The organism is Magnetospira sp. QH-2 (assembly GCF_000968135.1).
GTDB lineage: Bacteria > Pseudomonadota > Alphaproteobacteria > Rhodospirillales > Magnetospiraceae > Magnetospira.
The window spans coordinates 3,411,476-3,423,813 of record NZ_FO538765.1; the positions used below are offsets into that span (position 1 = coordinate 3,411,476).

Annotated in this window: 12 protein-coding genes; 6 read left to right on the plus strand and 6 right to left on the minus strand. The window is 60.1% G+C overall.

What is annotated here, in order from left to right:
• Window positions 1-35: 35 nt before the first annotated feature.
• The 6 genes from MGMAQ_RS16000 to MGMAQ_RS16025 all read left to right on the plus strand — a co-directional run bounded on the left by MGMAQ_RS16000 (window position 36) and on the right by MGMAQ_RS16025 (window position 6,337).
• Window positions 36-626, plus strand: coding sequence for a hypothetical protein (locus MGMAQ_RS16000; RefSeq protein ID WP_046022337.1), 591 nt, complete (start codon window positions 36-38; stop codon window positions 624-626).
• Window positions 626-1,093, plus strand: a complete 468-nt coding sequence (locus MGMAQ_RS16005; RefSeq protein ID WP_046022338.1) for a thermonuclease family protein — start codon at window positions 626-628, stop codon at window positions 1,091-1,093. Before MGMAQ_RS16000 ends, MGMAQ_RS16005 begins: the two co-directional genes overlap by 1 nt.
• Window positions 1,094-1,166: 73 nt before the next feature.
• On the plus strand, window positions 1,167-2,342 hold the full coding sequence (locus MGMAQ_RS16010; RefSeq protein WP_046022339.1) for an ATP phosphoribosyltransferase regulatory subunit: 1,176 nt from the start codon (window positions 1,167-1,169) through the stop codon (window positions 2,340-2,342).
• A 25-nt stretch (window positions 2,343-2,367) separates the two neighbouring features.
• Window positions 2,368-3,660 carry an adenylosuccinate synthase gene (locus MGMAQ_RS16015; protein ID WP_046022340.1) on the plus strand — a complete coding sequence of 431 codons (1,293 nt, stop codon included), beginning with the start codon at window positions 2,368-2,370 and terminating at the stop codon, window positions 3,658-3,660.
• A 91-nt stretch (window positions 3,661-3,751) separates the two neighbouring features.
• Window positions 3,752-5,803, plus strand: a complete 2,052-nt coding sequence (locus tag MGMAQ_RS16020) for a hypothetical protein (protein WP_046022341.1) — start codon at window positions 3,752-3,754, stop codon at window positions 5,801-5,803.
• An 18-nt stretch (window positions 5,804-5,821) separates the two neighbouring features.
• Window positions 5,822-6,337 carry a hypothetical protein gene (locus tag MGMAQ_RS16025; protein WP_052716469.1) on the plus strand — a complete coding sequence of 172 codons (516 nt, stop codon included), beginning with the start codon at window positions 5,822-5,824 and terminating at the stop codon, window positions 6,335-6,337.
• A 23-nt stretch (window positions 6,338-6,360) separates the two neighbouring features.
• On the opposite strand, the gene MGMAQ_RS16030 is transcribed toward MGMAQ_RS16025, so the two are convergent.
• The 6 genes from MGMAQ_RS16030 to MGMAQ_RS16060 form a co-directional block, all read right to left on the minus strand.
• Entirely contained in the window at window positions 6,361-7,659 is a 1,299-nt protein-coding gene (locus MGMAQ_RS16030) for an NAD(P)/FAD-dependent oxidoreductase (protein ID WP_046022342.1), read from the minus strand.
• 74 nt (window positions 7,660-7,733) lie between these two features.
• On the minus strand, window positions 7,734-9,272 hold the full coding sequence (locus MGMAQ_RS16035) for a dynamin family protein (protein WP_046022343.1): 1,539 nt from the start codon (window positions 9,270-9,272) through the stop codon (window positions 7,734-7,736).
• Between the two features lie 42 nt (window positions 9,273-9,314).
• Complete coding sequence (locus tag MGMAQ_RS19845; RefSeq protein WP_052716470.1) at window positions 9,315-10,244, minus strand: tol-pal system YbgF family protein; 930 nt, start codon at window positions 10,242-10,244, stop codon at window positions 9,315-9,317.
• A 50-nt stretch (window positions 10,245-10,294) separates the two neighbouring features.
• Window positions 10,295-10,900, minus strand: a complete 606-nt coding sequence (locus MGMAQ_RS16050) for an AAA family ATPase (RefSeq protein ID WP_046022346.1) — start codon at window positions 10,898-10,900, stop codon at window positions 10,295-10,297.
• An 18-nt stretch (window positions 10,901-10,918) separates the two neighbouring features.
• A complete protein-coding gene (locus tag MGMAQ_RS16055; RefSeq protein ID WP_046022347.1) occupies window positions 10,919-11,782 on the minus strand; it encodes a hypothetical protein in 864 nt (287 codons plus the stop codon).
• 107 nt (window positions 11,783-11,889) lie between these two features.
• Entirely contained in the window at window positions 11,890-12,282 is a 393-nt protein-coding gene (locus MGMAQ_RS16060; RefSeq protein WP_046022348.1) for a sulfur globule family protein, read from the minus strand.
• Window positions 12,283-12,338: the final 56 nt, after the last annotated feature.

Below are 12,338 nucleotides of genomic sequence, written 5' to 3' on the forward strand. Positions count from 1 at the left end.
TCATCCCCTTATCCGGCCTAATCAAAGGATCTGCCATGCGTTTTTCCGTGCTCTTACTGGCCGTCGCGGTCACCCTTTTCCTGACGGGAACGGTGCGGGCGGAAGGCTTGATCAACAGCCAATCCTATCGGCAGATTCCCTATGCCACCCCCATCGAGGTGCGCATGGCCGACGATTCGGGCGACAATCCGATGCTACGCGAGGAATTCATCCACCATCTTCAATCCACGGGCCATCGGGTGGCCAACGGCGCACCGATGGTATTGACCTTTGGACGCCATGGGGCGCTGGGTACCTGGGGTTCGAATAAACGGTACTTGGTGGAAATGCATGCGCGCGGTGGCGAGGAAGGCGGCGAGGATGCCGCTGTCCGCCTCAACCTGTTCAATAGTGCCAAGGGCGGGCTGTTCAACGAAGGCAAAGGGGATTCTTCCGGCTCCCCGACCCGCTACCGCCTGGACGCGGTCCTTGAAGACCGCAACACCGGTAAACGGCTCTGGCACGGCTGGGCCACAGCCAGTCTCAAACGGGCCGACCAAACGGCGCTAACCCTTTCCATGGTGCCGCCGCTGGTTTCCGCCTTGGGGCAAACCGTCCGCAAGCAGGCCTTCGAGACTCCGCAGTAATGCCATTTCGTCTCGTTATTTTGCTGGCGGTTTTGCTATTGGCGACAACGACGTCGGCACAGGCCAATGACATTTCCGGGCGGGCCGAGGTGATCTCCAGCAATATGTTACGCATCGGTCAGGCAAAAATCGTCCTATGGGGCATAAAGGCCCCGGAAAAAGGACAGGTTTGCACGCCCTTTGCCGGGGGTCGAAAGATCCCCTGCGGCAACATGGCTTTTCAGGCTCTGAAGGCATTGGTTCCCGATGCGCCCATCACCTGCACCCCGAAAAGCAAGACAAAGACCAAGAAACGCCTCGTGGCCCATTGCCGCTATCAACAAAAAGACATCAACAAAATGATGGTCGAGGGTGGCTTTGCCCGGGCTATTCCCGGCGAGAGCATGAGCTATGTCCGACTGGAACGCATGGCGGCAGAGAAGCGGGCCGGACTGTGGCGTCTGTTGATCGCCGCCCCCGGAAAATGACGATTTCCTTTGCCCGACGGCCCAATTCTCGGTACTAACGGCAGGTTTTTTCTTCGATTTGGCGAACCATTCCATGAACCAGAGCGTCAACAAGGCCCTGCTGCCCGCCGGTCTGCGGGACATCCTGCCGCCCAACGCGGCCCACGAAGCACGCGTGGTGGAGACCCTGGTCTCGACCCTGGAAAGTCATGGCTATGACCGGGTCAAGCCACCGCTGATCGAGTTCGAAGACAATTTGCTGGACGGCAGCGGCGCGGCCCTGGCCGAACGCAGCTTTCGGCTCATGGATCCGGCCTCCCATCGTATGCTGGCCGTGCGCCCGGACATGACCCTGCAAATCGCTCGCATTGCCGCCTCGCGCCTGGGCAAGGAACCGCGCCCACTGCGTCTGGCCTATGCCGGGGAGATTCTCCGTATCCACGGCTCGCAACTGCGCCCCGAACGGCAGTTCGGCCAAGTGGGAGCGGAATTGATCGGTGCCGATGGTCCGCAAGCCGACGCGGAAATGATTTTGATGGCCGTCGAAGCCCTACAGTCCGTGGGGGTCACGGATCTATCGGTGGATCTGGGTCTGCCGACTCTGGTGCCGCTGCTGGGTCGCCATTTCGGACTCGATGAACAAACCACCGATGCCCTACGCTTCGCCCTAGACCGTAAGGATGCCGGAGAGGTCGCGGATTTGGTGCCGTCTTTGGGCCAAACCCTGGAGCCGGTGCTGCAAGGCCTGCTGACCGCCGCCGGACCGGCCCACCGTGCGCTGGAAATCCTCAACGCCCTGGACCTGCCCGATGAGGCCGCCGAGGCGCGCGCGGCCCTATCCCAGGTCGTGGAACGCCTGCAAGCCGGGGCACCGGATCTGACGGTAACCATCGACCCGGTGGAAAACCGGGGATTTGAATACCATACGGGCGTCACCTTTGCCTTTTTCGCCCGCCAGGGGCGCGGCGAGTTGGGGCGCGGTGGCCGCTATATTGCCGCCGGAGCACCGGATGGAAATGGAGAACCGGCCACGGGCTTGACCCTGTTCATGAACGCGGTGCTGCGGGTGCTGCCGGACCCGGAGATGGACCGACGGATCTATGTGCCCTTGGGCACCGATGCCGCCACGGGACACGACCTAAGGGCAACCGGCTGGATCACCATCGACGGCCTGGAAGATACGGGGGATGTCCACGGCGAGGCTCGGCGACTGCGTTGTAGCCACGCCTGGACCAACGGGCGGGCAACCGCCCTGGACAACAATGAATGAATGATTTGAGTAGAGGGGAAACATCATGGCCAACGTAGTTGTCGTCGGATCCCAATGGGGTGACGAAGGAAAAGGTAAGATCGTTGACTGGCTGTCGCGCCGGGCCAATGTGGTGGTGCGCTTTCAAGGTGGCCATAACGCTGGACACACGCTGGTCATCGACGGCGTTACCTACAAGCTGCACATGCTGCCGTCCGGCGTGGTGCGGCCCGGCACCCTGTCGATCATCGGCAATGGCGTGGTCCTCGACCCTTGGAACCTGTTGAAGGAAATCGACGCTCTGCGCCAACAGGGTATTGAGCTGGGTCCGGACAACCTGAAGGTTGCCGAGAACGCGCCGCTGATCCTGCCTTTGCACCAGAACCTGGACATGGCCCGCGAGGAAGCCCTGGGCAAAGCCAAGATCGGCACCACCGGTCGCGGCATCGGCCCCGCCTACGAGGACAAGGTGGCCCGCCGCGCCATCCGAGTCGGCGACTTGGCCGAAGATTCGGTGATCGAGGAAAAAGTCGACCGGCTGCTGTTCCATCACAACACCTTGCTGCGGGGCTGGGGCTTCCCGGAACTGGAAGGGGATCAACTGATCGCCGACCTGAAGGAACTGGCGCCGAAGATCCTGCCCTATGCCGATACGGTGTGGAAGCGTCTGGATGAAGCCCGCAAGGCAGGCAAGCGGATCCTGTTCGAGGGCGCCCAGGGCATCTTGCTGGACATCGATCATGGCACCTATCCGTTCGTCACCTCGTCCAACGTGGTGGCGGCTCAGGCGGCCAGCGGATCGGGCCAGGGCCCCAACGCCATTGACTATGTGCTGGGCATCACCAAGGCCTATACCACCCGCGTTGGCTCCGGCCCCTTTCCCACTGAATTGGAAGACGAGGACGGCAAGCGCCTGGGGGAACGGGGCCATGAATTCGGCACCACCACCGGGCGGCCGCGGCGTTGCGGCTGGTTTGATGCCACCCTGGTCCGCCAAACGGTCAAGGTCTCCGGCATTACCGGCATCGCCCTGACCAAACTGGACGTGCTTGACGGATTCGAGCAGCTCAAGGTCTGCGTCGGCTACACCATCGACGGCGAACCTTACGACCACCTGCCTGCCTGTCAGATCAAGCAGGCCAAGGCCAAGCCGGTCTTCGAGACCATCGAAGGCTGGTCTGAAAGCACTCAGGGGGCCCGTTCCTGGGCCGATCTACCGGCGCAGGCGATCAAGTACATCCGCCGCATCGAAGAGCTGATCGAGGCGCCCGTGGCCATGCTTTCGACCAGTCCGGAGCGGGAAGACACCATCTTGGTCCATGACCCCTTCGCAGATTAATCCGAGGGCGCATATCCCGCCGATTGCATCCGGGCGCGCTGCCGGATAGGATCGGTAAGCATTTTGCGCCTTCCGGAGAACTGTGAACCGCATGGCCGCCGAAGACCTTGAATCTGAAGACGATGGCGTCATTGACGTGGAGGCTCAGCCCTCCGGCGGCGGCGGCGGCGGCGGCGCGCCTAGTCTCCTCAAGGGGCAGTATCTCGTTCACCACAACAATCCGGCGCCGGAGTACAACTGTCCGACGGCCAAGGCCTACAATGTGGAAGACCGGCGTGAGCCGGACCGGACCCTCTTTGCCCTAATCTCTCCCCCCAACCTGCCAGACCGGGTGGCCCGGGCCGAGAGTCTGCGCGTTTCCGGATTGACTGGCGTTCTCAAGCCCGTGGATTGGGGCGTCATTCATTGGCCCCCCATCGGCGAAGACACCATGGCCATCGTCTATGCCGTACCCACGGGGGGGCGGGTTATTCCCCTGGGCGAAACCGTCGACCCCATTCAGGAAGTCCAGACACTTCAAGACCTGGTGATCGCCCCGCTGCTCAATACCATCCGCGAGCTGAATGCCATGGGATTCACCCACCGGACCATCCGCCCGGACAATATGTACTGGTCCGACCCAACCAAAAAAGTCATTTTGCTGGGAGACTGCCTGACCACCCCTCCCGGGCATGATCAGCCGGTTTTGTTCGAGACCATCGAACGGAGCATGTGCCAACCGGAGGGCAGGGGTATCGGCGATATCCGCGATGACCTTTATGCCCTCGGCGTATCCTTGGTCATGATGCTTCTGGGGTACGATCCCACGGTCCGCTATTCGGATAATGAACTGATCGAGCGCAAGATCTGTGACGGCACCTATGCCACGCTGTGCGGGAATGAGCGGGTCCCCATGGGTCTGGTGGAAGTGCTGCGGGGACTCCTCAGCGACGATCCCACCGAGGCATGGGGTCTCGACGAGTTGCAAGCCTGGATCGACGGCCGCCGCCAAAGTCCCATTCAGCGTAAGGCAGCCAAAAAAGCCGACCGGGGATTCGTGTTCGAAAACCATGAGTACGACAATCTGCGCACCCTGGCCCATGCCTTTGCCCGGAATCAGGAAGCCGCCCTGAAAGCCCTGAAGGAAGGCCATGTTATCCGGTGGATCAAACGCAGCTTGGAAGACTCCGAAATGGCCGGCTACCTGGAACGCTCCATGGAGGACCTGGAGGCGACCAAGGGTAATCGACAGCGCGCCGAGGATGCCTTGATGGCCAATATCTGCATCGCCCTGGATCCGGAAGGGCCGATCCGCTATCGGGGATTGTCGTTCGTGCCCGAAGGCATTGGTCCGGTCTATGCGAAAGAAATGATCGATGGCGATATCAACAAGGTCATTCAGGTTATCGCCCGTGGTATTCATCGCAATTGGTTCCATGCTCAACCGGGGTCTTCAGCCTTCGAAACCCGCATGAAAGCCATGGAAAAATGGCTGGCCTCCACCGATGCCGGGATGGGGTCGGAACGGTGCCTCTACGAATTCAATTTCACCTTGCCTTGCCAGAGTCCCTTGTTGAAAGGCAAGCATGTCACGGACCTGCCCATGCTCATGCGGGCCCTGGACGATGTGGCGAAGGAAAAGAACCCGGGCGGGACCCCCGCCGATCGCCATATCATCGCCTTCATCGCCACTCACTTGGGCGAAAAGGCCGAGGCCCATTTGGACGTGATGAATGATGAAACGGCAGACCGCAACGTGCTCGGCACCCTGTCCCTGTTTGCCCAGGTACAATGGCGGACCGGCATCGAAACCCTGTACGGACTGACCCGCTGGATGGGAACGACCGTTGGTCCGGCCCTGGAAGCCTATCACAGCCGTAAGGTCCGCAAGGATATTGAGCGGGACCTGCCGAAATTGGTTCGCAAGGGCAGCCTCACCGAACTCTATAACCGGATCGAGGACCCCGAGGCCTTGTTGCAAGACGGCAAAGCCTTCGAAGAAGCGCAGAAGAAATTCATGGTTGCCGAGGAAGAAGTCAATCGATTGGAGAGCAAATCCGTGGACCGCAAGGCCATGGAGGAGGCCGCCCAAAGAGTAGCCGCGGTGACCGCTGTTGTGGCGACGATCTTCATTTCAGTTATGATCTTCATATCCAACTTGTAACGGAGTCACAGCCCCGTCATGGCCAAGACCGCCGCCCCCAGGAAAAAAGGACCCAACCTCATCGTCATGGCCGGGCTGGCCGTGGTGCTGTTGGCCGTGGCATTGCCGCAGGTGTTGATCTTGTTCTTCGGCATGCTGCCCACCTGGGTGGCCATATTTTTGATTGATCGTTCCAAGGAGAAGTACGCCTCGTTCTGCGTCGGCGGACTGAACTTCTGCGGCACGCTACCCTATGTTTTGGATTCGTGGTTTGGAACCAACACGCCGGTAGCGGCTTTCAAAATTCTGACCAATGCTTTTTCCCTGCTGGTTATGTACGGTTCGGCCGCTCTCGGCTGGGTGATTTTCATGGTGGTTCCGCCGGTGGTCGCGGTGTTTCTTCAAGTACTCAACGAGCGCCGCGTTCAACAGCTCAGATCCGAACAGAAAAAGCTGGTCGATGACTGGGGCGAAGAGGTCACGGATACCGCTGATGCCCAAAAAGCGTCTTCAGACGGCGAAACGCCGTCGGCACCCGAGGCACCGGCGGCGTAATCACATTAAAGTATCCTTCTTGATCAATCGTGCACGGTCGGTTCCGTGTACTTGTCTTTCAGCTTGGTCACGCCCAGGGCTTTCAAGGTGTACTTTTCATAGATGGGCTCGGAGGTGCCCTTCTTGATTTTGCGAATGAAGTACTTCTCAAAGGCGACTTTGGCCAGATGCACCCATTTGCCGCCGGCGAACCAATTGACGTTGCGCGGCGGGATCTGCGGCAAGGCCACGAAGGCGGCGCCCCGATCACCGAAATCGGCGAGACAGATGGCATTCCAGGTGGCCTCCTGATCGGGTGATTTGCCATCAATCATATTGCGCACGTTATGGGCGGTGGCCGTCACCATGGACTCGATCATGTACCCAGTCTTGGGCGCGCCGACCGGCAAGGCACAGGCTTCCACCGGCGGAATGGCCACCACGACGCCAACCGCATAGATATTCTTGAACTTTTCGTTTTGCTGGAACTTGTTGACGGTCACGAAACCGCGCGGATTGACGAGGCCCTCGATGCCTTGAACCGCCTCGATGCCTTTGAAGGCGGGCAGCATCATGGAGTATTTGAAGTCGACCTCATGCTTCTGCTTTTCGCTTCCGTCGGGGTTCATCTCGGCCACATGCATCTTGCCGTCTTCGACTTTTTCGACCTTGGCATTGCAGATCCATTTGACGTGGGCGCCGCGGAACTCGGATTCCAGCAACCCCTTTGAGTCGCCGACACCGCCCAGGCCCAGATGGCCCACGTAGGGTTCCGCCGTGACAAATGTCATCGGTACCTTGTCGCGGATCTTGCGGCGACGCAGGTCCGTATCCATGATCATGGCCATCTCATAGGCTGGTCCGTAGCAAGAAGCACCTTGCACCGCACCGACCACGATGGGACCGGGATTCTTGCAGAATTCTTCCCACTTCTCATAAGCCTTCACCGCATGGTCCACATGACAGACCGACTGGGTGAAGCCATTGGGGCCCAGACCTTCCACTTCCTCGAAGGCCAAATGCGGGCCCGACGCGACCACCAGGTAGTCGTAGTCCATGGACTGACCATCGGCCAGTTCAACCTTGCTATCATCGGGATGAACTTTTTTGACCGGGACCGGGACAAAGTCGATACCTTTTTTATTCAGGTATTTCTCGACCGGGACCACCACATCCTTGCGCTTGCGCCAGCCCACCAAGACCCAGGGGTTGGAGGGCGTAAACTGGAAATCGGGGCCATTGCCGATGACCGTGATCTTGTCTTCCTTGCGCAGGGCGTCGCGCATTTCATAAGCCATCGGCATGCCGCCGACGCCCGCCCCGATAATCACCACATGTGCCATTTTTCTCTCTCCCAAGTGTGAAATAGGCCAGTGGCATATTTTTTACCGCTTCACCGCCCTTTGTTTGTGGATGGTTACTTCTCCACCATGACTGGCGGCACCTCTTCCGGGGCCGGGACCGTTGGCGGTGCCATTTCCTGTACGGCTGCCAGCTTTGGCGGTTCCGGTTGATTGAGGCGCCCCGACGGATCGGCATAACAGTCGTTCAGACGCTGTACATGCTGGGCCGCGGTTTCGCGCAGAGCCTGGAACTTGCGCAGGGCTCGCTTACCCCATCCCGCCGGATCCTTGGCAAAAATACTGCGATAGAATTTGGTGTTTCGAAGAAAAGCCTGCTTGAGGTTCAATTCCACCTGACCGACCACTTCAGGCAGTTTGGCGGCAACCCTTCGGGCCATCACCCCGCGCAGCCAGAAATGGAAGCCCAGGCCCATGGCAACCACCGCGCCGACCCCGACACCGATATCCAGACTATGGGCTCCCAGCCAGGCCAACAGGCCGTCCTCGGGGCCGGGCAGCCAATCCATGCCGATGACCAAGGCAAGGGCCCCAATGATCAATAAGGCATAGGCCACCAGATCACCAATCACCACACCCCGGCGCCATTTATCCACCGCCGCGCGCAGTTTCGGAACAATCTCCGTTTCCACCTCATTGACGACGGTTTCCAAGACCCCGACGATGCGGTAGCTGCGTTGAATTTCCACCTCGCCCATCCGACCAAGGATGGCCCGCATGTCTTCGTCGCGCTTGCTTTCGAAACGCTGTCGAAGCGCGGCATCCTCGATGGGAACGGCGGCTTCCGGATTGTAGATGCAATAGAACCGCCCGGTGGTCAGCCCGGCCTGCGCGATGGCTCGTTGCCAGGCGCCCACGACGGCTTCGGGGTTGTCCTCCTTGGCCGTCGTATCGATCTGATTGAGGATATAGAGGAACTTGCTGGCATCGGTGCGCTGCCGGGTGGTGGTCACCAGATGCTTGAGGGTATCTTGCATGGCGCCCGGCTCTGGATGACGGGCATCGAAAAACACCAGGACCAGATCCGACAAATCAATAATATGGTCGGTGATGCGCAAGGTTGAACGGCGCTGATCATCGGCATCGAAGCCAGGGGAATCGATGACGATCTTGCCGCGCAGGTTCTCCTCCGAGGTGGTCTTGAGCTGTAGATAGCTCTCGATATGCTTGCCTTCGCCCTCGTGGACTTTTTCGATTTCCCGGCTCATGCGGAAGAACGGAAAACGCGGGTCGGCATCCAGGGCCGTTCCCGGCAGGGTCAAATTCTGACCCTGGGTCGGGGTGCGATAGCAAACCACGGTGAATTTGTCGTCCACGGCCTGATTGCCGGTTTCTTGAAGCTTGTCGCCAATATAGGCATTGATAAAGGTGGACTTGCCGGAAGAGAACGTGCCCAGCACCGCCACCACCGGCCACCACGAAATGCGGGTGGCCAGGGATGAATCCCGGTCCAAAAGCCCCATCCGGTGCAGCATCTTGTCGAGCCGGTAGAACGTCGGCAGAAACTCGACCAAAATCGGGTTCTCGCCTTGCAGATGTTCTTCCAGGCTGCGGAGCCGCTTGGACAGAAATTTCGGGCTATGGGTCTGTAGCATGCTTACTCTCTTTCTCTTCCGGCACCGTGATGGTGAGCGGGATCAACGACCGTGGTTCTGTAGTTCCTTACGCAGCTTGGCGGCCATGTCCGGTGCCAAGCGTTGCAGAGCCCCAATCAACGACGAGGCGAGCCCCAGCTGGTTGCTTTTCAGCGCCCGCATACCGGTTTCCAAGTAGGCCTCCGCTGCTTTGTCGTGTTGCTGTTGGTAGTAGTAGAGGTTGCCCAATTCACCCATCACGTCCGGGAGGTCGGGATTGGCCTCGGCCAGGCTTTTATACTGGGCTTCAGCCTTTTCGTAATCCCCTTCATAGAAAGCGAGACGGGCGGCAATCCATCCGTCGCGCACTTCAGGCGCCAAATCGGCTTCCGAAATGGGTCCCCGGCGATGATGCTCGGGCAGCTTGCGCGGTTCCGGACGCTTCGGCGGCTCCATACGGGCAGGGGCGGCCTGGTTGGCGGGAGCTGCTTGCGGCGCCGGAGCGGCGCCGGGATGGCGGGCCATGGACATTTCCCGCATGGTCATCTGGGCGGGCGCGGGAGCCGCGTTTGGCGCGGGCGCGTCCTGGGCGGCAGGCTTCGGCGTCGGCGCGGGTTGTGGTTTGGCTTCGGGGGCGGCCTCGACCGGCGCGGCGGGTGTCTCGGCGGCCGCTGCGGCGGGTGCATCCGCCTTGGGCTCTGAAACAGGCTCAGGCGTTGGTGCCGGTTGCGGTTTGGCTTCGGCGACGGCTGGCGCCGGGTCCTCGGCTTTGTTGTTGCCCTCGGCCTTGTCGTCGCCCTCGGCTTTCGCCTCCTCGGCTTCATCCTTGTCGTCTTCTTCGCTCAGCCCGACCTCGCGACTCAGGTCCTCGGCGGTCTCCTCGATATCGTGCCAGGCCCCGTTCAACATGGGCATCACTTCATCTCGCTTGAAGTATCCGTAAATCCCCAAGCCGACCAGTGCGTAAAGCACCAACAAACGCATCAAAGCCATGACTTCTATTCCCCTCTTGAATCTCTTGACGACAGGCTTCCCCCGGTAACTTAGGAGAAGATTTCCTTCCCAAGCGCGTTCAGTTCCTTGGCCCCCTTTCCTGAGGGCTCCAATTCAAAAACACCCAGCCCCTCGGAGAACGAGCGGCGGAAGACCATGCGTTGCGTCAGCCGGGAAGACAGGAACTCGATCTGTGGCAGCGACTGAAGCGCCTCCAGAGTTTCCCTGTTCTCGTGCGACAGCGGATGCGGGTCGGCGCGGTTGATGAAAGCCCGCATACGCGGCTTTTTCCGGCCGGCATGTTTCTTGACTAATTCAATGAATCGCTGGGTTGCCCAGACATCCGCCTGGCTCGGCGCCACCGGAATAATGATCTGATGGGCGCGCTTGATCCCTTCATGCACGCCAATCATGTCCGATGTTCCCACATCAACAATGACCTCGCCGGTTGCCCGGTCTGGGAGATCCCGTTCGTTCTTTAGCTGCGGCTCGTAGCCTTCGTCGCCGCGCAGCTCGAGCACATCGCGCAAGGTCGCCTGCGGATCCAGATCGCAGACGGTGACCTTGTCGCCCCGGGCAGCCAGCCAAAGAGCCAGATTGAAGGCCGCGGTGCTTTTACCCGTGCCACCTTTGAGATTGCCGACCAATGTAATCATTCAGCGTCTCCTTGTTTTTTAACGGCCGTAGGGAGAGGGATAGCGATACTGCCCACCTTGGGCCGGGTATTGCTGTCGTTGCGGCATTTGCCGGGCTCCCCCTTGCGGCGCCCCCCCTTGTCGCATCCCGGCTGAGGGTGCCTGTTGCGGCTCCACTTTGCGATACCCTTGCGGGACTTGGAATAGATTCGTGTCCACCGGTCCCACGGCCAGATTCCGCAATTCGCGCAATTCGCCATTGGGCAGCTGTTCCCGGATACGGACTCCCAGGTCGGGATCCAACCACCATTCGCCAATCTGCGGCTGTTGTTCGGGCTCGGTATAGGTGGCTTTCCAGTGCAGGGTATCGCGACCAAGCACGGTTTCCTTTGCAACAAATTCCACCTGCATGACTTTGCCGTCGCTGCTTTCCCGCCGAACCACCTGCTTGCTTTTCGGGTCCCAGTAAACGGTCATGGTCCCCTGGGTCTTGCCCCCGCTGATCCGATAGGCTTCGGCGTTGATGGTCCCAGCCATCTTGGCCCCCAACGGCGTGCATGTCATCCCCGAGGGCGGTGCCGCACAGGGATTGGCCTGGGTTCCCGCACCCTGTGCGGGGGGAACCTTGCCTTTGAACTGCAAAAAGGTTTTGGTCGCGGGATCCAATACCAGCATTTCGCCCGACTTGGGTTTCATGATCTGGATCAACTGCTTTCCCTGCCGCGCATACTCCAAACGAATGGCGTCCTGGTCGCGCAGAATTCGGGCTTTCTGGATCACTTCCCCGCCAAGCTGACTGACCGCATCGGCAGAAAATGGCAACTCGGCGGCTTTGGCCCCCGTCACCGTCCAGACCATGGGCACTGTCAACAGGGCCGCCAAAGCCATGAACCCGAATCTCATTTCTTTCCCCCTACGCTGAGTCTCAGCGGTATTCCCCCAGAACGCGCGGAGCCGACACCGTCGCCCAATGGCGAACGGTGCCGACATCCATACGTCTAGGTCCAGTCTTACTGGGCCGGAGCCGGAGCAGCCGGAGCCGGAGCAACCGGGGCGCCATAGGGAACGCCATACGGGGCACCATACGGAGCACCATAGGGAGCGCCATAGCCGTAACCCGGGTGACCCCACGGGCCGCCGCCGTAGCCGTTGTAGCCATTGTAGCCGTTATAGCCGTTGTAGCCATTCCAGCTATTGTTGCCACGACCGCTGCCGCTCATACCGAAATTGAAGCTGCCGGAGCCATCACCAAAGCCGGAACCGGAGCCATCGCCCCAACCGTTGTTGTTGCCCCAGCCGTTGTTGTTCCACGGACCGCCGCCCCACCAAGCGGAAGCGTCGGAAACCGCGATACCGGTGCCCAGGGCCAAAGCCAGGGCAGAGGTCAAAAGAACTTTCTTCATGAACGTCGTCTCCTATGCATAGTCAGGTCCCTTGATTAAAAGGGCCGAATACCGGT